General features: G+C 70.6%; 22 protein-coding genes. 10 read left to right on the top strand and 12 right to left on the bottom strand.

Translation table 11 applies throughout. The features are described from left to right. Window positions 1–40: 40 nt before the first annotated feature. From melC2 to AC068D_RS04030, 9 genes are all read right to left on the bottom strand, one after another. Window positions 41–868, bottom strand: a complete 828-nt coding sequence (gene melC2, locus AC068D_RS04070) for a tyrosinase MelC2 (RefSeq protein WP_478821339.1) — start codon at window positions 866–868, stop codon at window positions 41–43. A gap of 17 nt (window positions 869–885) precedes the next feature. After that, the gene (gene melC1 / locus AC068D_RS04065; protein WP_478821338.1) at window positions 886–1,278 is read right to left on the bottom strand and encodes an apotyrosinase chaperone MelC1; all 393 of its coding nucleotides are present in this window, start codon (window positions 1,276–1,278) and stop codon (window positions 886–888) included. A gap of 314 nt (window positions 1,279–1,592) precedes the next feature. After that, complete coding sequence (locus AC068D_RS04060; protein ID WP_478821337.1) at window positions 1,593–2,996, bottom strand: aminobutyraldehyde dehydrogenase; 1,404 nt, start codon at window positions 2,994–2,996, stop codon at window positions 1,593–1,595. After that, entirely contained in the window at window positions 2,989–4,311 is a 1,323-nt protein-coding gene (locus AC068D_RS04055) for a flavin monoamine oxidase family protein (protein WP_478821336.1), read from the bottom strand. The genes AC068D_RS04060 and AC068D_RS04055 overlap by 8 nt, the downstream gene beginning before the upstream one ends. Window positions 4,312–4,345: 34 nt before the next feature. Further along, window positions 4,346–5,476, bottom strand: coding sequence for an ABC transporter ATP-binding protein (locus tag AC068D_RS04050; RefSeq protein ID WP_478821335.1), 1,131 nt, complete (start codon window positions 5,474–5,476; stop codon window positions 4,346–4,348). A gap of 4 nt (window positions 5,477–5,480) precedes the next feature. After that, on the bottom strand, window positions 5,481–6,425 hold the full coding sequence (locus tag AC068D_RS04045) for an ABC transporter permease (RefSeq protein ID WP_478821334.1): 945 nt from the start codon (window positions 6,423–6,425) through the stop codon (window positions 5,481–5,483). Then, a complete protein-coding gene (locus AC068D_RS04040; RefSeq protein ID WP_478821333.1) occupies window positions 6,422–7,330 on the bottom strand; it encodes an ABC transporter permease in 909 nt (302 codons plus the stop codon). Before AC068D_RS04040 ends, AC068D_RS04045 begins: the two co-directional genes overlap by 4 nt. Window position 7,331: 1 nt before the next feature. Then, window positions 7,332–8,474 carry a polyamine ABC transporter substrate-binding protein gene (locus AC068D_RS04035; protein WP_478821332.1) on the bottom strand — a complete coding sequence of 381 codons (1,143 nt, stop codon included), beginning with the start codon at window positions 8,472–8,474 and terminating at the stop codon, window positions 7,332–7,334. A 316-nt stretch (window positions 8,475–8,790) separates the two neighbouring features. Further along, window positions 8,791–10,068 carry an aromatic ring-hydroxylating oxygenase subunit alpha gene (locus tag AC068D_RS04030; protein ID WP_478821331.1) on the bottom strand — a complete coding sequence of 426 codons (1,278 nt, stop codon included), beginning with the start codon at window positions 10,066–10,068 and terminating at the stop codon, window positions 8,791–8,793. Between the two features lie 384 nt (window positions 10,069–10,452). On the opposite strand from AC068D_RS04030, the gene AC068D_RS04025 reads away from it, so the two are divergent. From AC068D_RS04025 to AC068D_RS03985, 9 genes are all read left to right on the top strand, one after another. Next, a complete protein-coding gene (locus AC068D_RS04025; RefSeq protein ID WP_478821330.1) occupies window positions 10,453–11,154 on the top strand; it encodes a hypothetical protein in 702 nt (233 codons plus the stop codon). Continuing rightward, a complete protein-coding gene (locus AC068D_RS04020; protein ID WP_478821329.1) occupies window positions 11,151–12,452 on the top strand; it encodes an NADH-ubiquinone oxidoreductase-F iron-sulfur binding region domain-containing protein in 1,302 nt (433 codons plus the stop codon). The genes AC068D_RS04025 and AC068D_RS04020 overlap by 4 nt, the downstream gene beginning before the upstream one ends. Continuing rightward, window positions 12,449–12,640 (top strand): ferredoxin, encoded by a 192-nt coding sequence (locus tag AC068D_RS04015; RefSeq protein ID WP_478821328.1) that lies wholly within the window; start codon window positions 12,449–12,451, stop codon window positions 12,638–12,640. The genes AC068D_RS04020 and AC068D_RS04015 overlap by 4 nt, the downstream gene beginning before the upstream one ends. 1 nt (window position 12,641) lies before the next feature. Continuing rightward, window positions 12,642–14,702 carry an acetate--CoA ligase family protein gene (locus AC068D_RS04010; protein ID WP_478821327.1) on the top strand — a complete coding sequence of 687 codons (2,061 nt, stop codon included), beginning with the start codon at window positions 12,642–12,644 and terminating at the stop codon, window positions 14,700–14,702. A gap of 94 nt (window positions 14,703–14,796) precedes the next feature. After that, complete coding sequence (locus AC068D_RS04005) at window positions 14,797–15,969, top strand: acyl-CoA dehydrogenase family protein (RefSeq protein WP_478821326.1); 1,173 nt, start codon at window positions 14,797–14,799, stop codon at window positions 15,967–15,969. Between the two features lie 48 nt (window positions 15,970–16,017). Next, window positions 16,018–17,187: an acyl-CoA dehydrogenase family protein gene (locus tag AC068D_RS04000; RefSeq protein ID WP_478821325.1), complete on the top strand. Its 1,170-nt coding sequence runs from the start codon at window positions 16,018–16,020 to the stop codon at window positions 17,185–17,187. A gap of 88 nt (window positions 17,188–17,275) precedes the next feature. Continuing rightward, on the top strand, window positions 17,276–18,151 hold the full coding sequence (locus AC068D_RS03995; protein WP_478821324.1) for a 3-hydroxybutyryl-CoA dehydrogenase: 876 nt from the start codon (window positions 17,276–17,278) through the stop codon (window positions 18,149–18,151). Window positions 18,152–18,281: 130 nt separating this feature from the next. Beyond that, window positions 18,282–18,887, top strand: coding sequence for a TetR/AcrR family transcriptional regulator (locus AC068D_RS03990; RefSeq protein WP_478821323.1), 606 nt, complete (start codon window positions 18,282–18,284; stop codon window positions 18,885–18,887). A 182-nt stretch (window positions 18,888–19,069) separates the two neighbouring features. After that, entirely contained in the window at window positions 19,070–19,591 is a 522-nt protein-coding gene (locus tag AC068D_RS03985; protein WP_478821322.1) for a hypothetical protein, read from the top strand. 161 nt (window positions 19,592–19,752) lie between these two features. On the opposite strand, the gene AC068D_RS03980 is transcribed toward AC068D_RS03985, so the two are convergent. Then, a complete protein-coding gene (locus AC068D_RS03980) occupies window positions 19,753–20,472 on the bottom strand; it encodes a TetR/AcrR family transcriptional regulator C-terminal domain-containing protein (RefSeq protein ID WP_478821321.1) in 720 nt (239 codons plus the stop codon). Between the two features lie 116 nt (window positions 20,473–20,588). Between AC068D_RS03980 and AC068D_RS03975 the strand changes: the two genes are divergently transcribed. Next, window positions 20,589–21,314, top strand: coding sequence for a DUF4386 domain-containing protein (locus AC068D_RS03975; RefSeq protein WP_478821320.1), 726 nt, complete (start codon window positions 20,589–20,591; stop codon window positions 21,312–21,314). A gap of 201 nt (window positions 21,315–21,515) precedes the next feature. Here the strand turns inward: AC068D_RS03975 and AC068D_RS03970 are convergent, their stop codons facing one another. Together AC068D_RS03970 and AC068D_RS03965 are read right to left on the bottom strand one after the other, a co-directional pair. Next, a complete protein-coding gene (locus AC068D_RS03970; protein ID WP_478821319.1) occupies window positions 21,516–22,262 on the bottom strand; it encodes a succinate dehydrogenase/fumarate reductase iron-sulfur subunit in 747 nt (248 codons plus the stop codon). Beyond that, window positions 22,259–24,205, bottom strand: a complete 1,947-nt coding sequence (locus AC068D_RS03965) for a fumarate reductase/succinate dehydrogenase flavoprotein subunit (RefSeq protein ID WP_478821318.1) — start codon at window positions 24,203–24,205, stop codon at window positions 22,259–22,261. The genes AC068D_RS03970 and AC068D_RS03965 overlap by 4 nt, the downstream gene beginning before the upstream one ends. Window position 24,206 lies beyond the last annotated feature (1 nt).

Below are 24,206 nucleotides of genomic sequence, written 5' to 3'. Positions count from 1 at the left end.
GAACCGCCTCCCCGGAGGACCGTGCGCCCCCGCAGCGGCGTCAGGCCGCCGTGTCGTAGGTGTAGTGCGGCCTGTGGTCGAGCATGTCCGCAGGGGTCACGTTGTTCCACGGGCGCATCGTGTCCCGGAGGTCGACGACGTTCGCCGTACCGGCCGCCGGGAGGTACGTGGAGCCGGGGTGGCGTGCCTGCCACTGCGACCAGAGCTTGTCTATGAAGGCATGGTGCATCCAGAACACCGGGTCGTTCGGGGACGCCCCGGTGGCCATCTGACCGCCGACCCAGACGTGCACGCGGTTGTGCAGATTGACGCCGCGCCAGCCCTCCAGGTGATTGCGGAAGCCGTCCGATGCGCTGTTCCACGGCGGGGCGTCATAGGTGGACATGGCGAGCACGGAGTCCAGCTCGGCCCTGGTCGGCAACTGTCGGCCGCCCGCGCCCAGGTCGCGCCGCAGGAAGGTACGCCCGTCGACGCGCACGGTGACCTGCCAGGCACCTCTGGCGGCTGCGAACGGGCCGTCCATCACCTGCCCGTCCCGGGCGCGGCCGGTGCCGCCCATGAAGTCGGCGGCCCAGATCGAGGACGCGGTGGTGCGGTCGACGGTCCAGTCCCAGTACGGGAGCGCGACGGACGGGTCCACGGACTGCAGCGCCTGCTCGAACTCGATCAGGAATCTGCGGTGCCAGGGAAGGAAGGACGGCGAGCGGTGGCCGACGCGGTCACCGTTGTCGGTGTCGCTCATGATGAACGCGTTGTGGGTGGTGACGAAGGTGTCGTACCGGCCGTCGCGCTTGAGGGCGAGGAGGGCGTTGACGAAACGCCTCTTCTCGTCGGCGGTGAGCTGGGCCTGGTTCTTGCGTACGGTCATTGCGGGTGTGCTCCGGATCAGCTGGTCGCGAGCGGGACGAGGTCGGCGCCCCGGAGTTCCACGACGGCGGCGCGGGCCAGGGCTCGGGGTGTGGACCTCGGTTCGTAGTGGTTGACGACACTGATCCAGGTGCCGTCGGCGTTCTGCATGACGTGCAGTTCCTCGCCGTCGATCCGGACGGTGTAGCCAGCGCCGTGGGCGTGGTGGCCTCCGCCGTGGCTCCCGCCGTGGGACGGCGCCCCCTGTATCCGGCGGCCCTTGTAGACCTCGTCGAACGAGCCCGGCTCGGCGGGCCGTGAAGCGGCCTCGGCGTGGCGGACGGGCAGTGCCTGCGCGGCGCCGGTGACCGCGAGGCCCGCGGCGACGCCGGCGGCGACGCCCAGGGCTTGGCGGCGGGTGGGTCGGGACATGCGTAACCCCCTGGGTAGGACAGTGGTGGGACGGCGCCCGGTGGTCGGCCGGTAGCGCCGTGGCCATGCCTACAGGCCGGCCCCCGACAACCAGAAGTTGCCGGGGGCCGGTGGGTTGCCATACGGACATGTCGCCATACGAAGTGCAGACTTGAACAAAGTTGATCTTGTTGTATGCACGGCCCGATGGGGCTTTGGACGCAAATTCTCCACACATTGTGTCGGCTGTGTGAAGAATTTGCGGGCCTGACCGTACGGTTGTGCCGGGCCTCACACCGGAAAAGTGTCCGGAACGCGCGTAGGTGACATGCAGCTCAGACCATGACGTGCTTCACCTGTGTGTAGTCCAGAAGGCCGGCCAGCGAGAGATCACTGCCGTAGCCGGAATGCTTCACTCCGCCGTGCGGCATTTCGGAGACCGTGGTGCCGTGCGTGTTCACCCACACAATGCCGGTGTGCAGGGCACGGGTCGCGCGCATCGCCCTGTCGTGATCCCTGGTCCAGACACTGGCCGCGAGACCGAACCGCACGCCGTTGGCCAGGCGGACGGCCTCGTCCTCGTCGGCGAACCGCTGCACGGTGACGACCGGCCCGAAGATCTCCTCCTGCACGATCTCGTCGTTCTGCCGGACCCCGGCGACGACGGTCGGCTCGTGGTAGTAGCCGGGCCGCCCGGAGCGGGACCCGCCGGTGACGATCTCTGCACGGTCCGGCAGCCGGTTCAGCAGCCCCTCGACCGATGCGAGCTGACCGGGGTTGTTGAGCGGACCGAAGTCGACGGCGGCCCGCAGCTTGGCGGCGTGTGCGGCGAATGCGGTGACGAACGCGTCGTACACCCGCCTGTCCACCAGATAGCGGGCAGCCGCGGTGCAGTCCTGGCCGGCGTTGTAGTAGGCGACCGCGGCGAGTTCGGCTGCGGTGGCTTCGACATCCACGTCCTCGTGGACGATCACCGGGGCGTTGCCGCCGAGTTCCAGATGGACACGCTTGAGATCAGCGGCAGCCGCGGCCGCGATCTCCCGTCCGGCGCGGACGCTGCCCGTGACCGCGATCAGCCGGACGGCCGGATGGGAGATGAGTCCCCGACCGGTGTCCCGGTCTCCGCAGACCACATTGAGCACACCGGGAGGCAGCTGCTCGGAGGCGATACGGGCCAGCAGCGCGGTGGAGGAAGGGGTGGTGTCCGCTGGTTTGAGCACGGCCGTATTGCCTGCGGCCAGGGCCGGTGCGATCTTCCACACAGCCATCATCAGGGGGTAGTTCCAGGGAGTGATCTGCGCACAGACACCGACCGGTTCGCGGCGGAGCATCGAGGTGCGGCCCTCGGTGTACTCGGCCGCGGCTGCGCCCGGGAGGCTGCGCGCAGCCCCGGCGAAGAAGCGCAATGTGTCGGTGATCGCGGGGAGTTCGTCCCCCCGGAACAGTTCTCCGGGCTTTCCGGTGTCCCCCACCTCCGCCGACACGAATGCGTCCGCGTGCGCCTCGAGAGCGTCGGCGATGCGCAGCAGCGCGCGCTGGCGATCGCCGGGGGTGGTGGCGGACCACCGTTCCAGGGCCGTTTCCGCTGCGGCGCAGGCGGCATCCGTATCGGCCGGGCCGGAACGGGGCGCAGTGCCGTGCCGCTCACCGGTGGCGGGGTCGGTGAGAGCCATGGATTCGCCCGAGACGGCGGGCAGATCTGCGCCGTTGATGTGGTTGAGGACGGACGGTTCAGCCACGGCGCAGCGCCTCCTCGGCGGCGGCACGGCCGGTACGCACCGCACCCTCCATGTATCCGGCCACCCACTGGTCGGAGCCGCAGACGTAGAACGGCGGTTCATGGGTGCCGTGCCGGGGGCCGACCGCCATGACATCACCCGGGGTCCAGTGGGTGACATACCCCTGGGTCCAGGGGTCGGTGCCCCACATCCGGGTGTACGTGCTCAGCGGCCGGTGCGCTTCCTCGCCGTACAACCGGGCGATGTCGCCGAGCAGTTCGGTGTCGCGCCGCTCCTCGGGGATGCCGAGCAGGACGCCGTAGCGCTCGGGCGGCACGAGGGCGGACAGGATCCCCTCGTTCTGCGGCCAGGTACTGCCGAGGACCCCTTCGCACTCGGACAGCCCGTTCAGACCGCTGTCGCGCCAGAACGGCTTGTCGTACACGGCCGCGAACTTGGCCGCGACCGCCTGGCGCTGACGGTGCAGCGAGGCGATGCGTTCGTCGGACACTCCGGTGACGGAGACGGAGCGCAGCGGGCCGACGGGCAGAGCGCTCACCACCGAAGCAGCCGTGAGAGTCTCGCCGCCGGCGAGGCGCACCGCGCAGCGGCCGGGCCGCACGTCCACCGCTTCGACGGGTGCACCGAGGCGGACGCGCTCGCCGAGCCCGTCGGCCATGCGCAGCGCCACGGTGGCCGAACCCTCCGCGACACGCAGTCCTTCCCAGTCCTCGTAGTCGTAGTGGTCGCTGTGGTCGCCGCCGGGGACCGCGGCATGCTTGCGCAGGGCGGACAACAGGGAGGTCCGTTCGTAGGAGCCGCTGGCCAGGGCGAGTTGGCCGATCTCCCAGAGCCGCACCACGGCCGGGCCCGCGCCCTCCGAGCGCAGCCAGTCCCCCACCGACAGCCCGTCGAGCCCGGCGGCCTCCGGATGGCTCCAGGGGTCGTCGGGGTCGACCGAGCGGGCCAGCGCCGTGAAGGCGGCGGTGATCCGTTGGTGCACGGCGTCGTCGCCGGGGCCGAACCAGTGCGGCGGGTCGCCTGCGGAAACTCCCTCCGGCGTGGCGCGCGCAATGACACCGGGCTCGGCGACATAGCTCGGGATCAGAGTGAGGCCGAGCTCCGCTGCGAGTGCGAGATAGGCGGTGTGGGCACGCCCCACCACCTCGCCGCCGAGCTGGACGAGCCTGCCGTCCGGGAGCTGTTTCTGTTCGACCCTGCCGCCGGCCCGGCCGCGGGCCTCGACGACAAGGACATCGGCTCCGCCTGCGGCCAGGTCCCGTGCGGCGGCAAGACCGGCGAGGCCGGCGCCGAGCACGATGACATCGTGGTTCATGGGGGTGTTCCTTCGAGTGTCGGGCGGCGGGCGGTCAGTCCAGGACCAGGCAGTGCTCGGGTTTCCAGCCGATCTCGACGCTCTCGCCGCCGCTCCAGCGGTCCTCCATCCGGGAGCGGTCGGTGTTCTGCTCCAGCACGGAAACGGTGACGCCGGGCGCGAGTTCGATGAGGTACGTGGTGGTCGGGCCGGAGTAGACGGTCTCCCGCACCACTCCGCGCACCCGGGCCATGTCCGGCAGGAAGTCGGAGAGCCAGATCTTCTCGGGCCGGATGGAGAGGCTGACCCGGCTTCCGTCGCTGACGTGGGTGCGCGGCCCGACGGGGAGGGCGGGGCCCTCGTCCAAGACCACCTCTCCGGCGCGGTAGGTGCCGGGGACCAGGTTGGAGGTGCCCATGAAGGAGGCGACGAAGCTGCTCGCGGGGCGCTCGTACACGTCCTCCGGGGTACCGCACTGTTCCACGTGCCCCTCGTTCATCACCGCCACTCGGTCGGACATGGTCAGCGCCTCGTCCTGGTCATGGGTGACGAAGACGAAGGTGATGCCGACCTCTCGCTGGATCTGCTTGAGCTCGACCTGCATCCGGCGGCGGAGCTTGAGATCGAGGGCCGCGAGCGGTTCGTCGAGGAGCAGCACCTGGGGACGGTTGACCAGGGCGCGCGCGAGCGCGACCCGCTGCCGCTGGCCGCCGGAGAGCGTGCGGGGCTTGCGGTCCCCGAGGCCGCCGAGCTGGACCCGCTCCAGCATGGTGCCGACCCGTTCACGCATCTCGGCGCGGCCGACGCCCTTGCGTTTGAGGCCGAAGGCCACGTTGTCGGCGACCGAGAGATGGTCGAACAGGGCGTAGCTCTGGAAGACGGTGTTGACATTGCGCTTGTCCGGCGGGAGGGCGGTGACGTCCTCGCCGCCGAGCAGGATGGTGCCGTCGCTGGGGTCGGTGAAGCCTCCGATCATCCGCAGCGTCGTGGTCTTGCCGCAGCCGGAGGGGCCGAGGAGCGAGAAGAACTCACCGGGAGCGATGTCCAGGGAGAGCTCGTGCACGGCGTAGGAGTCGCCGTAGCTCTTGCTGATCCCGTCGAGCCGGACGGCGGGTGCGGGCTCCCCCGCCGGTGCGGTGGTGGCGGTGGTGGAGGTCGTGGAGCTCGTGGAGGCGGTGGGCGTCACGGTGTCACTTCCCGGAGAGCAGATCGAGGCCGCCGCGACGGCCGAACAGACGCGGGATGAAGAGCGCGAGGGCGATGAGGGCGATGGATCCGGCGAGCATCAGGGTGCCGACCGCGTTGATGGTGGGCTGGACCCCGAAACGGATCGCCGAGTAGATCCGTACGGACAGCGGCTGCGGGTCGACGCCGGTGGTGAAGTAGGCGAGGACGAAGTCGTCGAAGACGAGTGCGAAGATCAGCACCGCGGAGGCCAGGATGCTGGGGAGCAGAGCGGGGAGGGTGACCAGGCGCAGCGCCTGCCAGCGGGTGGCCCCGAGATCCATCGCCGCCTCCTCGACCTCCGGGTTGAGGGCGGCGATCCGGGAGCGCAGGATCACCGTCACATAGGAGATCGAGAAGGTGATCTCCGCAAGCATCACCGTGGTCGTGGAGAGGGTGACGCCCATGCCCTTGAAGAGCAGCATGGCCGCGACTCCGGTGACGATCTCCGGGGTGATCAGCGGGATGAGCATGATCAGCCCGGCCAGCGAGCCCAGTCGGCTGCGGCAGCGGACCAGGCCGAGGGCGAGAGTGACGCCGAGGACCAGCGAGCCGGCCATGGCCACCAGCGAGACGCGCAGGCTCATCCCGAGCGATTCCAGGAGGACGTCGTCGCGGAGGAAGGCCGAGTACCAGCGGAGGCTGAAGTCCTTGAAGACGGTGAGGGACTTCTGCGAGTTGAACGAGAAGAGGACGACGACGCCGATCGGCAGATAGAGCAGCGCGAGGAATGCGGCGGTCACGGCGATCGCAAAGCGTGGCCTGCGATCGGTGCCGCGCCGGCGTCTGCGGGTGGCGGGGCGCGAGCGCTCGCCGGTGGCCTGGCGCGCGCTGCCCCTGCGGGGGGCGGGGGTGCGCACCGCGTGCGGGTCGGAGCGGCGCTGCGGCTTGATGGCGGGGCGGAGCGTCATCGGACCGCCTCCGCCTCGTCCTTGCGGGTGCGCCGCAGGTAGCCGAGCATGCCGAGGAACAGGACGGCCATCATCAGCATGGTGAGGGCCGAGCCCAGGGGCCAGTTCTGGCCCTGGAAGAACTTGTCCTGGATCAGGTTGCCGATCATGATCTGGTCGGGGCCTCCCATCAGCTGGGCACTGACGAAGTCGCCCATGGCGGGCAGGAAGACGAGGACGCAGCCGGCTGCCGCGCCCTGCCGGGTGGCGGGCAGGGTGACGTGGAAGAAGGTCTTCAACGGTCCTCCGTAGAGATCGCGGCCTGCCTCGATGAGGGAGACGTCCATGCGCTCCAGCGCCGCGTACAGCGGAATGATCATGAAGACGACGAAGCCGTAGACGAGTCCCGCGATGACCCCCACCCCCGTCTGCAGGATCTTGGTGCCGTCGTCGGCGATTCCGACGGCACGCAATGCCTTCAGCAGCGGTCCGTCGTCGGAGAGAACGACCGACCAGCCGTACATCCGCACCAGGTAGTTGGCGAAGAAGGGGACGACGATGGCGGCGATCAGGAGGTTCTTGAACCGGCCGCCGTACAGGGCGATGGCGTAGGCGACGGGGTAGGCCACGACCAGGCAGATCACACAGGTCAGCAGGGCGTAGCCGAGGGAGCGGAGGAGCACGGCCCGGTAGGCCGGCTCCGCCAGGGCCGTGATGTTGTCGGGGTTGAAGCCGAAGCGCGGATTGCCGAGCGCGTCGGTGGTGCCGAGCGCCAGGGTGGCGACCAGGAGGAGCGAGGCGAGGAGGAAGGCGGCCATCCAGAGGGTGCCGGGGATCATCAGCCAGGTCCACAGCCGGTCACCCGCGGCGGAGGCACCCCGGGTCCTGGGCTTGCGGTTACGGAGGTCTGGGGTCTGTGCTGTCACGTCATCCCGCCTTCACACGGGTCCAGGCGGTGTCCCGGGCCCGTTCGCCCTTCGAGGTGCCGTTGCGGAAGTAGAGGTCGTCCTTGAGGTCGTCGGCGCTCACCAGGCACTCGGGGAAGGGCTCCACGAGCGCCGCGTAGGTGTCCTCGCTGCCGCCGACCGGCATCGGATAGCCGATGTACTCGATGTTTCTCTTCACGTTCTCCGGGCGGAGCATGTAGTCGATGAAGAGCATCGCGGTGCCCGGGTGCCGGGCGTCCGAGGGGATGGCGTAGCAGTCGGAATTGACGGGGGCGCCCTCCTTCGCGACCTCGAAGCCGAGGACGGAGGGGTCCTTGGCCTGGCCCAGCATGGCCGCCATGTCACCGCTCCAGGCCTGCGTCATGGCGGCATTGCCGTTCAGCAGGTTGTTGTAGCTGTCGCTGGAGAAGCCGCGCAGATGGGGTCGCAGGGACCGCAGGGTGCTGGTGATGCGGGCGAGGTCCCCCTCGTCGGTGGTGGAGACGTCGAGCCCGAGCTTGAGCGCGGCGAGGCCGAGGACTTCGTCGCGGTCGTCGAGCACGAAGACCTTGCCCTTGGCGCGGGCGTTCCACAGGTCGTCCCAGGAGCCGCTCAGCCCGTCGCCGAGCCGGTCCTTCCGCCAGCCGATCCCGGTCTTGTACATGGTGAACGGCAGGGTGTGCCGGGAGCCGGGGTCGTACCAGGGGTCGGAGAAGTAGTCGTAGTTGCCGAGGATCGACCCGGCGTTCCTGAGCCTGTCGTGGTCGATCCGGCGCAGCCGGTGACCGGCGGCCAGCCGCTGGGCCCATTTGGCGGTGGGGAAGATGATGTCGTAGCGGTTGCCGGCGTTGAGCTTGGCGACCATGCCCTCCATGGAGTCGAAGTTCGACTGGATGACCTTGACTCCGTACTCCTTCTGGAATCCGGCGAAGACGGCCGGGTCGACGAAGTCGGCCCAGTTGAAGTAGACGAGGTCGCCGTCGACCTTGACGTCGATGGGTTCCTCGGTGGCTCCGAAGGCGGCCTGGTCGGCAGGGAGGAAGCCGCACCCCGCCGCACTCGTGCCGAGACCGAGAACGGCGGCTGCGGCGGCGCCGGTGCGCAGGAAGGATCGGCGGGACAGTAGGGGTGCCTCGGGGGACATCGGGGTCCTCTCCGTGGGGTCCGTACGGTGACGAACACTGCTGCGGGGGCGGTCGTGGGTGCACGGGGGCCTGACTCCGTGCCCGGACCGGGGAGCCTGCGCGGTGTGTGGGGTGCACCGCCGGGTGCGGCTCGACAGGGTGCGTGGCGGGCGGATGCGGCTCATTGCTCCGCGCCGCCGGGTCTGCGTGGGTCACTCCTCCGTGCCGTGGGCCGGCACGGACACCGCTCGGCGCCCGTGGGGCCGGACGGATCCGGCTCGGCCTTCGTGAAAGGCCGGGCGGATCGCGTTCGGCGCTCGTGGGAGCCGCGCGGCCTCAGTGCTCCGCGCCGTCGAGGTCGGCCCGGACGCGCTCGGCGAACCAGCCGACCGCCGCCTCGCGCCGGGAGAGCGGACCGGGCTCGAACCCAGGGGTGGTGAGTCCTTTCTGCACCCTGGCCACCAGTTCGGCGTCCTCGTCGTTCGTGATCCAGCCGATGTGGATGTTCAGCCGCCGGGCGATACGGGTTCGCAGCCCGGTCCCGCGGCGGGTGTAGAACGCGCCGGGTACGGCCACGCGGTCCACGGCCGTGGGTATGGCGGTCCAGGCAAGCACATGGTCGGGGTAGAAGTCGATGAGCGTGTTGGGATAAATCACTGCGTAACGCCAGACCCGGCGGTCGGGCTCCTTGAGCCCCGGCATGGGGGCGGCCACCCGCTGGTAGAGGCGTTCCGCCCAGTTCGAGGACGGCTTGTCGCGCAGCGGCGAGGCGAAGAGCGCGTAGGACTCCTCGATCTCACAGGTGTAGCCCTGGTAGTCGAGCAGGCGCATCAGCCCGGGGTGGGCGACCGGGACGTGGTAGCCCTCCAGGTAGTTGTCGACGGCGACCTTCCAGTTCGCGTGCTGGACTTCCGCGCCGGCCAGATCGTGGATCCTGCTGCGCCCGACAGGCACCAGATCGGTCCCCGCGTAGTGGCCGACGGCTTCCGCGAGTCCTGCGCACTGCTGCGCGAGCGGCACGGCGTCGGGATCGTGGTTGACGAAGACGAAGCCGAGGAACGACTCGACCCTGACCGGGAAGAGGCCGAGCTTCGGTTTGTCGAGGCAGGGGATCTGCCGGGCCTCGGGCGCACCGACGAGGCGGCCGTCGAGCTTGTACGTCCAGCCGTGGTAGGGGCAGCGGATCGCCTTGCCGGCCGGTTCCGGGGCCGTGACGAGACGGGTTCCGCGGTGGCGGCACACATTGAGGTGGGCGGCCAGGCCGCCGTCCTCGGTACGGACGACGAGGACTTCCCGGCCCGCGGCGGTGGCGGCCAGCCTGGCTCCGGGAGCCGGCAGGTCCGATTCGTGGCAGACGAGCTGCCAGGACTTCGCGAAGATGTCCCGGGTCTCGGCCGCCGCGGTGTCCGGGTCCGTGTAGTAGCGGGCCGCGAGCGCCGGGCCCGGCGTGTCGGCCTGGTCGGGCGGGCTCGGCCGGGCCGGCTCCCTCTGCGGGGCCGGGGGACCCGACCGGCTCCGCGCGCCCGGCGGGCTCTGCCGGGCCGGGGGGCTGTGCGGGTCCGGGGGGCTGTGCGGGGTGAGCGGGGCTGCGGGAGCAGGGGCTTCGGGCTGCATCGGCTGACTCCTCAATGCCGCCTTGCGCGGCGATCGGTGTTGAGGCGGCCCTGGGGCTGTCGGCGGGCCCGGCAGTGCACCGGAAACCGCGCTGACTAATTGGCCAGTCAGATTGCTGGCACGTTTCCGCAGTGTCAAGACTTGCGGACTGACTAATTGATTAGTTAGCGTAATTCCCGTCGCCGCCCCCCGCGATTCGGTGTCCCTCGCGCCGAACCGGATGCCGGCACCTCCCCGGGCGGTCCCGCCCGGTCCCCTACCGCCGAATCCCCCGTCGCACGGTGCACCGGCCGACAGCCGGTCACGGACAGCGCGCCCCTCGCGCCTCGGCTTCCCCGTCCGGTTGCACCGTTGACGACTCCCTCTCCTGTCCCGGAGGCACGCATGAGCGGTCGTCGGAGTCTCGTCTGGCTCGGGCTCACCCCCGAACCGGAGCGGGAGCTGCCCCTCACCGTCGCCGCCCTGCGCACCCGTGCGCCGGGCACGGCCGAGGCGCCGCCCGAAGTGGCGGCCGCCGAGCGGCGCCGGGTCGAGCGGCTGATCCTGCACGGCAGCGAGCGCAGCTGGCTGCGCTATCTCGCCGAGGTCACCGAACTCGTGACCGCCGTCGCCTCCGGCGACCGTCCAGGCGACCGGAAGGCCGCACTGCTGGCGGGGGAGGTCGTCCTCGACCACCACCGCATGCTCATCGGTCTGCCGGGCTCCGGCTACGGCCGCACCCATGACGACCGCCGGGCCCTGGAGACGGCGGTACGGGTACTGCGCCATCCCGGGCCCCCGACCGTCCGCCCGGTATCCGGTCCTGACCACGGCCGCCCCGCCCGGGAGCCGGACGAGGGCGGGAAAGTTCCCGCGGACCGCAGGGCGCGGGTGACCGGCAGGCCCGCTGCGGCCCGGACGGCTCCCGTGGCCGACGGCGGAACCGGCTCCGCCGCCACGCACACGGATCCTGCGTCCGACCACTCCTTCGGCGCCCGGTCAGGCACCCGAGCAGATCGCACCGCTCAGCGGCCCGAGGCGCTCCGCCAGGACCCCGCCCCCCGAACGATGCAGGACGGCAGCGCTCCGGACGGAGGGCGGGCATGACCCCCATCCGTTCATTGATGCCGTACCGGACCGGCACCGTGCTCGGGTCGGTGCCCGACACGGTGGAGACCGGCGAGGCGTATGCCGCGGGCGGTGGCTACCGCGGTCCGGGCGAGCCCGGGCGGCTGCTCGGCCACATCGCCGACGCAGGGCTCCGCGGACGGGGCGGCGCCGCATTCCCGGTCGCCGTGAAGCTGCGGGCCGTACGCGACGGCGGCGGGGCACCGGTGGTCGTCGCCAACGGGGAGGAGGGCGAGCCCGGCTCGGTCAAGGACCGCTGGCTGCTGCGCGCCCGCCCCCATCTGGTCCTCGACGGGCTGGCCCACGCCGCTGCGATCACCGGCGCAGCCCGGTGCTACGTCTATCTCTCCGACCCCTATGCGGCCGAGCGCGTCCGCCAGGCCCTCGCCCAATGTCCGCCGTACGTGCCGACGGAGGTGATCGAGACCGGCCACACCTATGTGGCCGGCGAGGAGACCGCGGTGGTCCGGCGGATCAACGGCGGGCCGGCCCTGCCGACCGCCAAGCCTCCCCGGCCCTACGAGAAGGGGGTCGGCGACGAGCCGACCCTGGTCTCGAACGTGGAGACACTCGCCCGTATCGCACTCATCGCGACCCGCCCCGAACGCCGCCACGAGATCGCCCGGAGCACCCTCCTCACGCTCTCCTCGGCCGAAGGCACCGCTCTGCTCGCCGAGGTCCCCTACGGGATCCCGCTGCGCACGCTGGCCACCGTCCAGGGCACCACGGACGCTTCGGGTGCCCTCATGGGCGGACTGTTCGGCGGGCTGATCGACGCCGGCGCGCTCGACCTGCCGCTCGATCCCGCCGCGCTCGCCGAGGCGGGTACCGCACTGGGCTGCGGGGCGATCCGGTTCCTCGGGCCGGGCACATGTCCGCTCGCGACCGCCGCCGACGCAGTCGACCACCTCAGGGCAGAGAGCGCCCGCCAGTGCGGTGTCTGTGTCTCGGGCACGGCGGCGCTCGGCGACACACTCCGGCAGCTGACCGACGGGACCGCGGTCCCCGATGCCGCGGAGCGGCTTCAGCGCTGGTCGTCCGGGCTGCCCGGGCGCGGTGCATGCGGCCTGCTGGACGCCGCCGCCGGCGCCGCGGGAACCCTCCTGCGCTCCTATCCCGGGCTCGTCCGCACGCATCTCGAAGCGGCCTGCCCGGCGTGCGCGGCCTCCCCGCCCAGTGGCGGACACCGGCTCGTGGTGCCCGTTCCGCAGGTCATGGACCACCCGGGACGTCAGGTCCGTCCCTCCGCCGAGCCCTCGCTGAAAGGATCACCATGAAACTCCTTCTGGACTCCACCCGCTGCCAGGGCTACGGCCTCTGCCAGGAGCACGCTCCCGACCTCGTCGAACTCGACGAATGGGGGTACGCGTCGGTCATCGCCGTCCCCGTGCCGCCCGGCGGCGAGAACGCGGCCCGCGCCTGCGCCGACTCCTGCCCCAACTCCGCACTCCGGCTGGAGAAGTGAGATGGCCCGCGACCTGACGGCACTCTTCGACCCCAAGTCCGTCGCCGTCGTCGGCGCGAGCGACGATCCGGCCAAGTACGGCCACGCCGTGGCCGCCCAGGCTCTGCGCTCCCCCGGCCGCAGGCCCGTTCATCTGGTCAACCGCCGCGGCGGTACGGTCCTCGGGCGCCCGGCCGCCACCTCGCTCGCCTCCATCGGCGAACCGGTGGAGCTGGTGGTGATCTCCGTGCCGGGCGCGGGATTCGAGACCGCCGTGGACGACGCCCTGGCCTGCGGGGCCCGCGCGATCGTCGCCATCACGGCCGGGTTCGCCGAAACCGGCGCGGCAGGTCTCGCCCGGCAGCGCGCGGTGGCGGAGCGGGTCCGCGAGGCCGGCGCCGTACTCGTCGGTCCCAACTGCCTGGGTGTCGCAGACAACACGACCGAGCTGTATCTGGCCTCCGACACCTTCGCACCGGGGAGCATCGCCCTGCTGAGCCAGAGCGGCAACCTGGCACTCGAGCTCCAGCTCCGCTGCGCGCCCCACGGTCTGGGATTCTCCCGGTTCGTCTCCCTCGGCAATCAGGCGGACGTCACGCTGACCGACCTGGTCGAGGACTGCGCCCGGCACGAGGCGACCTCGGCGATCGCCGTGTACGCCGAGGACTTCGGCGACGGCCGTGCCTTCGCCCGGGCCGCTGCCGCGGCGGGCAAGCCGGTCGTGCTGCTCACGGCCGGACGCGGCAGCGCCTCGGCCCGGAGCGCCCAGTCGCACACCGGCGCGCTCACCACATCGGCCGATGTCGTGGCCGCCGCCTGCCGGGATGCGGGAGTCGAACTCGTGGCCACACCACGGGAGATGACCGTCGTGCTCGCGGCGCTGAACGCGGGATCCCGCAGCGCCGGACGGCGCACCGCCGTCTTCACGGACGGCGGCGGCCACGGTGTGATCGCCGCGGACGCCGCCGAGTCCTCGGGGCTGGAGGTCCCGGAGCTGGGCGAGAAGGCCCAGGCGCAGCTGCGCACCGTGCTCTGGGAGCAGTCGGCCGTGGGCAATCCGGTCGACCTGGCCGGCATGGGTGAGCAGGACCCCCGGTCGTATGCGTCCGCAGTCGGTGGGCTGCTCGCCGCCGACGAGGTCGACGCGGTCCTGATGACGGGCTACTTCGGCGGATACGCGGCGAACGACGGGGGGCTCGGCGGCGGGGGCACGGCGCTGTCCGAGGGCGAGGTGCGGGCCGCGCAGGACATCGTCCGGCACCGCGCACAGAACCCGAAGCCGCTGGTCGTGCAGTCCATGTATCCGCAGTCGACGAGCTGCCGCATCCTCGCGGGCGCCGGTGTCCCGGTGTTCTCCGCGACGGAGGACGCCGCCCGGGCACTCGCCGCCATCACCGTGGACGGCGCGGCGGCACCCACGGGAATCGCCCCGCTCCCCCGGCCGTCGGCGCCCCTGCACGATGCCGGCTACCACGGGGTGCGGGCGCTTCTCGCCGCCGCGGGGGTGCCGTTCCCCGAGGCCCGGGAGATCACCGGCGAGGAGGAACTGCTCGCCGCCGCGGCCGAGTTCGACGGCCCGTACGTGCTCAAGGCCCTGCATCTGCTGCACAAGTCCGATGCGGGCGGAGTGGCGCTGCGGCTCGCGGACCGGGAAGCCCTCCTGGCCGCGTACCGGGAGATGCACGCCCGGCTCGGCGCACCGTCCTACTCGGTCGAGGCGATGGCCGATCTCACCGACGGCGTCGAGCTGATCGTGGGAGTCAACCGGGACCCGCGGTTCGGTCCGGTCGCCATGGTCGGTCTCGGCGGTGTGCTCACCGAGACCCTGCACGACGTGGCGTTCTCGCTGGCGCCCGTACCCGCCCGGCGCGCGGAGCACCTGCTGCGCGGTCTGCGCACCGCCGGGCTGCTGGCGGGCGTGCGCGGCCGGCCCGCCGTCGATGTGGCAGCGGCGGCGGAGGCCGTCGCCCTCATCACCGAGGTCGCTGCGGCCCACCCCGAGATCGCCGAGCTGGAGATCAATCCCCTGCTGGTGCGCCCGGACGGCGTGCTCGCCCTGGACGCCAGGGCCGTACTCGCCTGATCCCTGCGCCGCCCGCCCCTCGATCCCCGCCCGTCCCTTCCCTTGTTCCCAGCCCCTCCCCGCTCCCGTCACCACCCTCACGGAGGACGTCACCATGGACTTCCGCTACACCCCCGAACAGGCCGACCTCAAGGCGCGAGCGGCCGCGTACTCCCAGCTGCTGATGCGGTACGAGGACCAGTCCGAGGAGGCGGGCGGTCCGCTTCCCGCCGAGACCGTCCGCGAGCTGACCCGTGCCGCGATCGATGCCGGCGTCTACGCGATCAACATGCCCGCCGAATGGGGCGGGGCCGGTCTTTCACTGCTCGACCAGGTCATCGTCGAGGAGGAGTTCGGCAAGGTCACCAACTGCCTGTGGGACATCCCCTGGCGGCCGGCCAACGTGCTGGCGTACGGCACCGAGGCCCAGCGGGAGAAGTACCTGCTGCCCATCATCCGTGGTGAGCGGTTCGACGCCTTCGCCGTCACCGAACCGGGTGCGGGCTCGGACCCGGGTTCGGGCACGAGCACGGCCACCAGGACCGACGGCGGCTGGCTGATCAACGGCGAGAAGTGGTTCGTGACCTGTGGTGACATCGCGGACTTCCTGCTGGTGCAGGCGGACGCCGGTCCCGAACGTGCCGCGACGCTGTTCTTCGTGGACAAGCAGGCGCCGGGTGTGGAGATGACACGGGTGCCGCGCTTCATGCACTCCGCCGTGAACGGACACCCCGAGTTCGTGTTCACCGATGTGTTCGTCCCGGACGAGGACGTGCTCGGCGGTGTGGGAAACGGCTACGAGCTGACGAAGGAGTGGTTCACCGACGAGCGGCTGATGATCGCCGCCCGGACGGTGGGCGCTGCCGAGCGGGCCCTCGAACTGGCCCGCGACTGGGCGGTCGAGCGCCGCCAGTTCGGCTCCCGCATCGCGGACTTCCAGCTCGTCCAGGGCATGCTCGCCGACTGCGCCGTCGACATCGCCGTCAACCGCGCCTACACCCACCAGGTCGCCTGGGAGGCCGACCAGCCGCACACGGACCGCAAGACCCTGCACGCCAAGGCGTCCACGGCGAAGCTCGCTGCGAGCGAGGCGGCCGGGCGGGTCATCGACCGCTGCGTGCAGATCCTCGGCGGCCGCGGCTACGACCGCTCCTACCCCGTCGAGCGGATGTACCGCGAACTGCGCGTGGACCGGATCTGGGAGGGCACCTCCGAGATCCAGCGCCTGATCATCGCCAACGAGCTCATCAAGCGCGGCACCCAGGCGCTCGCGCTGCCGCTTTCCTGACGGCCGACGCCGCCCCGACCCGTACGTCACCGACCCCGAGGAACCGATATGGACTTCCGTCTCACCGCCCGTCAGGAGGAGCTCAGGAGCTCCGCGCGCGGGCTCACCGAGTTCATCATGAAGTACGAGCTCGACTGCGAGGAGAACAACGGTCTGCCGCCGCAGGCCCACGCGGAGATCCGCGACGCCGTGCTGGACAGCGGTCTGCAGGCCGTCAACATGCCTGCCGAATGGGGCGGCGCCGGGCTCACCATCCTGGAGCAGGCGACCGTCCAGGAAGAACTGGGCCGGCTCACCGGCGCCCTGTGGGACATGGTGTGGCGCCCGGCGAACGCGCTGCGGTTCTGCACCCCTGAGCAGCGCGAGCGCTACCTGGTCCCGGTCATCCGGGGCGCGCGCCGGGACTGCTACGCCGTCACCGAACCCGGGGCGGGATCCGACCCGCAGAATCTGAGCACCACAGCGACCAGGACCGCCGACGGGTGGGTGCTGAACGGCGAGAAGTGGTTCGTGACGGTGGGCGATCACGCAGACTTCATGATCGTGCTGGCCGCGGCCGGTGAAGAGCGGGCCCCCACGCTGTTTCTCGTCGACAAGGACACACCGGGTGTGAGGATGACGCGGGTGCCGCGCTTCATGCACACCTTCGTCTACGAGCACCCCGAGTTCACGTTCACCGATGTACACGTCCCCGAGGACGCCGTCCTCGGCGGGATCGGGAACGGGTACGACATCACACGCTCCTGGTTCACCGAGGAACGGCTGATGATCGCGGCCCGGACCACCGGCGCTGCCGAGCGGGCCCTCGAACTGGCCCGCGACTGGGCGGTCGAGCGCCGCCAGTTCGGCTCCCGCATCGCGGACTTCCAGCTCGTCCAGGGCATGCTCGCCGACTGCGCCGTCGACATCGCCGTCAACCGCGCCTACACCCACCAGGTCGCCTGGGAGGTGGACGCGGGTCTGGCCGACCGCAAGACGCTGCATGCCAAGGCAGCCATCGCTAAGCTGTCGGCGAGCGAGGCGGCCGGGCGGGTCATCGACCGCTGCGTACAGATCTTCGGCGGCCGCGGCTACGACCGCTCCTACCCCGTCGAACGCCTCTACCGCGAACTGCGCGTGGACCGGATCTGGGAGGGCACCTCCGAGATCCAGCGCCTGATCATCGCGGGTGAACTGGTCAAGCGCGGCACGGGTGTGCTGCAGCTTCCGTCCGCCTGAGGCGGCCGGAACGTCCTGTCCGGTCCCGGCACACCGCAGGGACCGGACAGGACACCGAATCCACGGAACCACATGGGAGGGTGAACCGATGGCCGGAGCCGAGGAGCCGCGCATCGAACGGGTCGGGGTCGTGGGCTGCGGACTGATGGGGTCCGGCATCGCCGAGGTGTGTGCACGGGCCGGGCTGGACGTCGTGGTGGCGGAGTCGGGTGCCGCTGCGGCCGAGGCGGGCCGGGCGAGGATCGCCGGCTCGCTGGGGCGCGCCGTGGACAAGGGCAAGCTGTCCGCCGCCGAGCGGGACGCGGCACTGGCCCGGCTCGTCGTGGTCGACGGGCTGGACTGGATGGCCGACCGGGATCTCGTCGTGGAGGCCGTCGCCGAGGACGAGACGGCCAAGGTCGAGGTGTTCGCCCGGCTCGACACGGTGGTGAGGAACCCGGACGCGATACTGGCGACCAACACGTCCTCCATCCCGGTCATCCGGCTCGCCGCGGCCACCGTGCGCCCGCAGCAGGTGGTGGGCCTGCACTTCTTCAATCCGGTGCCGGTGCTCCCGCTGGTCGAGCTGGTGCCGTCGCTGCTGACCGGGGAGGAGACGGTGCTGCGGGCTGAGGCGTTCACGTCCGGTGTGCTGGGAAAACAGGTCGTACGGGCGCGGGACCGGTCCGGGTTCATCGTCAACGCGCTGCTGGTGCCGTACCTCCTGGCCGCCGTACGGATGGCGGAGGCCGGCACGGCGTCGGTCGAGGACATCGACCGGGGGATGACCCTGGGATGTGCTCACCCCCTCGGTCCGCTGGCCCTGACCGATCTGATCGGTCTGGACACCACCCGGGCCATCGCGGAGTCGATGTACGAGGAGTTCCGGGAGCCCCTGTACGCACCGCCGCCGCTGCTGTCCCGGATGGTCGAGGCGGGTCTGCTCGGCCGCAAGTCGGGGCGTGGCTTCCACACCTACCGATGACATCGAGGGGGCCCGCCCACGACCCGCGGCCATACGCGAAGATGGGAGGCGGCACCGCACCCCGACCACCGCACGCAGCCCCGCACAGACACCGCACCGCAGGACCGACCCAGGGAGCACCGACGTGGCCATGGCCGAACGCACTCGCGAAACACGTGAGCGGATTCTCGCCGCCGCGTGCGAAGTGATCGCCGAGGTCGGCTTCGAGAAGATCCGGATGCGCATGGTGGCCGAGCACGCCGGGGTCTCCACCGCGCTGCTGCACTACCACTTCGAGACCCGCGAGAAGCTCTTCACGGAGGCCATGGCGCACTCCTTCGCCCAGACGGGGACGGAACTCGAGCGGGACGCCGATTCGGTGCCCGCCTCGGTCATCCTGGCGCGCATCCTGCACAGCCTGCTGCCCACCGACCCGGAGCTGCGCCAGGACTGGCGGCTCTGGCAGGAATTGTGGGTGCGGGCTCTGCGCGACGAGACGACACAGCGTTTCGCCGTCGACCTCTACGACCAACTGCACACCTGGGTCGGCCAGGCACTGCGGCGGGGCGTCGACTCGGGCGAGTTCGCGGACTTCGACGTGGATGCGACGAGCACACTGCTCTTGGCCATGTGCGACGGGTTCGGCATCCGGCTGATGCTGGGCGACCCCAGGGTGACACTGGACTCGGCCCAGGCGGCGATCTGGGGGGCGGTGGCGCCCGCGCTCGGCGTCCCGGCCCGGTTCCCGGAGATCTGACGGCCGTCGCACCGAACGGGGCCGGGCGGACGCACATCCCGTGGGCACCCCGCTCCGCCCGGGCAGGAGCACCGTCGCGCCCGTCCATGGGTCTGCGGGGCGGCCTGGCTCCGGTGCCGCGCCAGGGGGGCGTCCGATGGATGCACACGACCTGCTTCGTACGGCTTCTAAGCTGTGGCGCCATGGGGAACAGGCTCACTCACGACAGCAGCGCCTTCATCAATTTCCGGCACTACAGGTTCCAGGATCCGAAGGCGCACGGGTTTCGGTGGGTCGACATCAAGCAGCTTCGGCTCCCGGAGGAGTCCCTCGGCGACGTGGAGCTGCTTGCCGAACTCATCGCGCACGAGCAGTTCCGGGACGACTACGCAGGTGGTGGAGTGCTGCCGGAGGGGTCCAGGCACGGCCCGTACTGGCTGAGGCTGGTCACCCCGAACGCGTACGAAGCCGTCGACCGGGAGAAGGGCGCACACATCCTGCGGGAGTGGGTGGACCGCCTCGGGGACGTGACCGCCGAGCTGGGGGCGGATCTGCAGCGGGCGGTGTTCGACCGCTTGGCCGCGGCAGACCGGATCCACTACCTGAGCGGGCTCGGGGACGAGGCGTTCCACGACTGGGGTGGTGTTCACGAGTACTTCCACGAGTTCGTGCTCATCGACCGCTCGGCCGGGCAGATCACACTCCTCGTCGCGGCCGACGACTGAGCCCGTGAACACACGTCGGTGACACCGCAATGCCCGCCTCGCCCCCTGTTCTTCGGCAGGCGCGGTTCCGCTGACCCCGCTCGCCGGCGGCAGGATCACCACGCCCCACCTCAACCGGAAAGGTTCATCTCCCACCGGGTCACGCAGCCCACGGGCACGGCCTAAGGGCTCTCCGGTGATGTCCCTGCGGGTGAGCGGCGCGCGGACTCCCACCCCTGCTGACGGAGGCGTTCGAATCCGTCCAGCAGGAGATCCAGCGCGAACTCGAACTCGAACTGGTCGTCACAGCCGCCCACGACGGAGTCCTCGTCGTGGGCCGCCGCACTGGCCAGATCCGTGATGTGCGGGTACTTGGCCGCCATTTCACGGAGCGCGGCCTCCTGACCGGCCGGATCGAGCCCCGGGGCGTCGTCGAACAGCTCCTGGGTGAACCCCAGCATGCGGCTGCCCAGGGCGTGCATCACATGGTGGGTGAGATCGACGGAGAAGCCGCCGGCCCGGAACATTCCGATCACCGAGTCCATGTACGCGAGCACGGCCGGTGTCGGATGGGTCCGCGACTGGATCACGTGCGAGGCCCAGGGGTGGCCGAGGAGGGCTCGCCGCGCCGAGAGGATCCGCCGGCGGACCGCGCTCTTCCAGTCGGACCCGGGGCCCGGGGGATCGATCTCGGCGACGACGGCGTCCACCATCCCGTCCAGGAGCCGTTCCTTGTTGGCGACGTGCTTGTAGAGCGCCATCGGCACCACGCCCAACTCCTGGGCGAGCTTGCGCATGCTGAGCGCCTCGATCCCGATGTCATCGGCGAGCGCGACAGCGGCACTCAGCACGCGGTCCCTGCTCAGCGGGGCCCTGCGCACCGGCTCCGACTGCTCCGCCATGTCGATCAGCTCCCTTGCCATCAGCCCGGACCGAATTCCCGCCTTGACGAGTGTACGGCGTACACCTAGGGTGACCGCCAGGTGTACGACGTACACCTTTCAGGGGGAGGACCCGCATGAGCCCAATGAGAAGAACCGCAGTCGTCGCAGGCGTGTTGTTCCTCGTCACCGAGATCGCCGCCATCGGCGGGCTCGCGCTGTACGGCCCGGCGCTGGAGGGCGCCGAGTACGTGGTCGGCTCCGGCTCCGACACACGTGTGTTCCTGGGGGCGTTCTTCGAGATCGTTCTCGTGACGGCCGTGATCGGCACCGGGGTGACCCTTTATCCGGTCATCAGGAGACAGAACGAAGGGGCCGCCCTGGGCCATGTCTGCGGACGCCTCCTCGAGGCCGCTGTGATCGTCGTCGGCATCATCAGCGTGCTGTCGGTCGTGACGCTGAGGAGGCAACTCGCGGAAGGGGCGGGTGCGGCGGGCGCCGACGCGGCGTCCGCCGTCGCGGTGGGCAGAACCCTGGTCGCGATCCATGACTGGACGTTCCTCTTCGGCCCCAACTTCGCCCTCGGGGCGAACACTCTGGTGCTGGCCTGGCTGATGTACAGATCGCGCCTCGTGCCGCGGTTCATCGCAGTGCTGGGGCTCGTCGGGGGCCCGATGATCTGCGCCTCGGCGACCGCCGTGATGTTCGGGCTCTATGAGCAGGTCTCCGTGGCGGGGTCGATCGCGGCCGTCCCCGTGTTCGCCTGGGAAGTGACGCTTGCCGTACGGCTCATCGCCAAGGGGTTCGACCCGTCCCCCGTCACCTCCGCGGCGATGGCGGGAGGTGCCGGGAGCCGGGCATGAACCGAAGGAAGCGGCCGGTGACCGGGAACGGTTCACCGGCTCGCGACGCCCGGGGCGCCCGCTCGCCGCCCGGCAGGGCTCGCCGAGTACGACGGACTCCCCAGAGAACGTACGGCACGAGGGCGGCCCCTCTTCGCCGGCGACCGCACGTGCCGGGTGCGGGGCCCTGTCCGCCGGGCAGACCCCGTTGCGGGACAGCCCTCAGCGCCTCACCTTCCGGGTCGCCCGCAGCCACTCCTTGTTCATCGCGGCGATCGAGGGCAGCGGGATGCCCTTCGGGCAGGCCGTGGCGCACTCACCGGCCAGCGTGCAGCCGCCGAAGCCCTCCTCGTCCATGGCCGCGACCATGTCGAGCACTCGGGTCTCGCGCTCCGGCGAGCCCTGGGGCAGCACATTGAGGTGGTTGACCTTGGCCGAGGTGAAGAGCATCGCCGAGCCGTTGGGGCAGGCGGCGACGCAGGCACCGCAGCCGATGCACTCCGCGTGCTCGAAGGCGGACTCGGCGTCGGCCTTGGGGACGGGGGTGGCATGCGCCTCCGGGGCCGCACCGGTCGGTGCGGTGATGTAGCCGCCCGCCCCGATGATCCGGTCGAATGCGGAACGGTCGACCACCAGGTCCTTCACCACCGGGAAGGCGGAGGCGCGCCACGGCTCGATGTCGATCGTGTCGCCGTCGTGGAACGACCGCATGTGGAGCTGGCACGCGGTGGTGCGCTCGGGGCCGTGGGCGTCCCCGTTGATGACCAGTGAGCAGGCGCCGCAAATCCCCTCGCGGCAGTCGTGGTCGAAGGCGACGGGGTCCTCTCCGCTCAGAATGAGCTCCTCGTTGAGGGTGTCGAGCATCTCCAGGAACGACATGTCCGGTGAGATGCCGTCCACCTCGTAGGTGGCCATGGCTCCGGGTGCGCCGGCATTCCTCTGGCGCCAGACGCGCAGGTTGAGCTTCATGCGTAGCTCCGCTGGGTGGGGTGGACGTACTCGAAGACGAGGGCTTCCCTGTGCAGGACGGGGGCTTCCCCGGTGCCGGTGAACTCCCAGGCCGCGGCGTACGAGAAGTCCTCGTCCTTCCTTGCCGCTTCGCCGTCCGGCGTCTGTGACTCCACGCGGAAGTGGCCGCCGCAGGATTCCGACCGGGCCAGGGCGTCAAGGCACATCAGCTCGGCGAGCTCCAGATAGTCGACGATCCGGTTGGCCTTCTCCAGCGACTGGTTGAACTCCTCGTTGGTGCCGGGAACCCTGATCCGGCGCCAGAACTCCTCACGGATCTGCGGGATCCGCATCAGCGCCTTGCGCAGGCCCTGGTCGGTGCGGGCCATCCCGCAGAACTCCCACATCAGCTCGCCCAGTTCGCGGTGGAACGAGTCGGGAGTGCGGTCGCCGTCGACGGACAGGATCAGATTCAGCCGGTCCTCGGTCGCGGCGAGCACCTCGGCCACCTCCGGGTGGGAGACATCGACGGTGTCCGTGCGCGGGTTGCGGGCGAGGTAGTCGTTGATGGTGGACGGCAGGACGAAGTAGCCGTCGGCGAGGCCCTGCATCAGGGCGGATGCACCGAGCCGATTGGCGCCGTGGTCGGAGAAGTTGGCCTCACCGATGGCGAAGAGGCCGGGGACGGTGGTCTGGAGGTCGTAGTCGACCCAGAGCCCGCCCATCGTGTAGTGCACGGCGGGATAGATCCGCATCGGCACCTCGTACGGATCCTCCGCGGTGATCCGCTGGTACATGTCGAAGAGGTTGCCGTACTTCTCCTCGACCTTCGCCCGGCCCATCCGCTCGATCGCGTCGGCGAAGTCGAGATAGACACCCTGACCGCCGGGTCCGACCCCACGGCCTTCGTCACAGACGTTCTTGGCCGCACGGGACGCGATGTCACGGGGGACGAGGTTGCCGAAGGACGGATAGATCCGCTCCAGGTAGTAGTCGCGCTCCTCCTCGGGGATCTCGTTGGCCGGGCGGGTGTCGCCCTTGGCCTTCGGCACCCAGATCCGGCCGTCGTTGCGCAGCGACTCGCTCATCAGCGTCAGCTTGGACTGCTGGTCGCCGGTGCGCGGGATGCAGGTGGGGTGGATCTGGGTGAAGCACGGGTTGGCGAAGTAGGCGCCGCGCCGGTGGGCGCGCCATATGGCGGTGGCGTTGGAGTTCATGGCGTTGGTCGACAGATGGAACACGTTGCCGTAGCCGCCCGAGGCGAGTACCACCGCATCCGCGAAGTGGGCGTCGATCCTTCCGGTGACGAGATCGCGGGCAACAATGCCCCGGGCCCGTCCGTCGACGACGATCAGGTCGAGCATCTCGGTACGGGCGTGCATGTCGACGTTGCCCGCGGCGATCTGCCGGGAGAGTGCCTGGTAGGCGCCGAGAAGCAGTTGCTGGCCCGTCTGGCCCCGGGCGTAGAAGGTGCGGGAGACCTGGACGCCGCCGAACGAGCGGGTGTCGAGGAGTCCGCCGTACTCACGGGCGAAGGGCACGCCCTGGGCGACGCACTGGTCGATGATCTCGACGGAGATCTGGGCGAGGCGGTGGACGTTGGACTCCCGGGCGCGGAAGTCGCCGCCCTTGACCGTGTCGTAGAAGAGGCGGTGGATGGAGTCGCCGTCGTTGCGGTAGTTCTTGGCCGCGTTGATCCCGCCCTGGGCGGCGATCGAGTGTGCGCGGCGTGGGGAGTCCTGGAAGCAGAACTGGACGACGTGGTAGCCCTGTTCGGCGAGCGTCGCACCTGCGGAGCCGCCCGCGAGGCCGGTGCCGACCACGATCACGCTGTGCTTGCGGCGGTTGGCCGGGTTCACCAGCTTCGCCTCGAACCGGCGGCGGTCCCAGCGTTCGGCGACGGGTCCCGCGGGCGCCTTGGTGTCGGCGATCGGCTCGCCGGTCCGGTAGTTCAGGTAGCTCATA

It is taken from the genome of Streptomyces sp. NPDC043861, assembly GCF_056435905.1.
The sequence above is the reverse complement of the archived record's forward strand: the minus strand, read 5'-3'. Positions and strand labels throughout refer to the sequence as shown.

Excerpts from the sequence above, each read along its gene's own strand:
- AC068D_RS03965 (WP_478821318.1), bottom strand. The coding sequence starts at position 24,205 with ATGAGCTACCTGAACTACCGGACCGGCGAGCCGATCGCCGACACCAAG.
- AC068D_RS04015 (WP_478821328.1), top strand. The coding sequence starts at position 12,449 with ATGAAACTCCTTCTGGACTCCACCCGCTGCCAGGGCTACGGCCTCTGC.
- AC068D_RS04045 (WP_478821334.1), bottom strand. The coding sequence starts at position 6,425 with ATGACGCTCCGCCCCGCCATCAAGCCGCAGCGCCGCTCCGACCCGCAC.
- AC068D_RS04030 (WP_478821331.1), bottom strand. The coding sequence starts at position 10,068 with ATGCAGCCCGAAGCCCCTGCTCCCGCAGCCCCGCTCACCCCGCACAGC.
- AC068D_RS03980 (WP_478821321.1), bottom strand. The coding sequence starts at position 20,472 with ATGGCGGAGCAGTCGGAGCCGGTGCGCAGGGCCCCGCTGAGCAGGGAC.
- AC068D_RS04035 (WP_478821332.1), bottom strand. The coding sequence starts at position 8,474 with ATGTCCCCCGAGGCACCCCTACTGTCCCGCCGATCCTTCCTGCGCACC.
- melC2 (WP_478821339.1), bottom strand. The coding sequence starts at position 868 with ATGACCGTACGCAAGAACCAGGCCCAGCTCACCGCCGACGAGAAGAGG.
- AC068D_RS04025 (WP_478821330.1), top strand. The coding sequence starts at position 10,453 with ATGAGCGGTCGTCGGAGTCTCGTCTGGCTCGGGCTCACCCCCGAACCG.
- AC068D_RS03985 (WP_478821322.1), top strand. The coding sequence starts at position 19,070 with ATGGGGAACAGGCTCACTCACGACAGCAGCGCCTTCATCAATTTCCGG.
- AC068D_RS04020 (WP_478821329.1), top strand. The coding sequence starts at position 11,151 with ATGACCCCCATCCGTTCATTGATGCCGTACCGGACCGGCACCGTGCTC.
- AC068D_RS04005 (WP_478821326.1), top strand. The coding sequence starts at position 14,797 with ATGGACTTCCGCTACACCCCCGAACAGGCCGACCTCAAGGCGCGAGCG.
- AC068D_RS03975 (WP_478821320.1), top strand. The coding sequence starts at position 20,589 with ATGAGCCCAATGAGAAGAACCGCAGTCGTCGCAGGCGTGTTGTTCCTC.
- AC068D_RS03970 (WP_478821319.1), bottom strand. The coding sequence starts at position 22,262 with ATGAAGCTCAACCTGCGCGTCTGGCGCCAGAGGAATGCCGGCGCACCC.
- AC068D_RS04000 (WP_478821325.1), top strand. The coding sequence starts at position 16,018 with ATGGACTTCCGTCTCACCGCCCGTCAGGAGGAGCTCAGGAGCTCCGCG.
- AC068D_RS04010 (WP_478821327.1), top strand. The coding sequence starts at position 12,642 with ATGGCCCGCGACCTGACGGCACTCTTCGACCCCAAGTCCGTCGCCGTC.
- AC068D_RS03990 (WP_478821323.1), top strand. The coding sequence starts at position 18,282 with ATGGCCGAACGCACTCGCGAAACACGTGAGCGGATTCTCGCCGCCGCG.
- AC068D_RS04055 (WP_478821336.1), bottom strand. The coding sequence starts at position 4,311 with ATGAACCACGATGTCATCGTGCTCGGCGCCGGCCTCGCCGGTCTTGCC.
- AC068D_RS03995 (WP_478821324.1), top strand. The coding sequence starts at position 17,276 with ATGGCCGGAGCCGAGGAGCCGCGCATCGAACGGGTCGGGGTCGTGGGC.
- melC1 (WP_478821338.1), bottom strand. The coding sequence starts at position 1,278 with ATGTCCCGACCCACCCGCCGCCAAGCCCTGGGCGTCGCCGCCGGCGTC.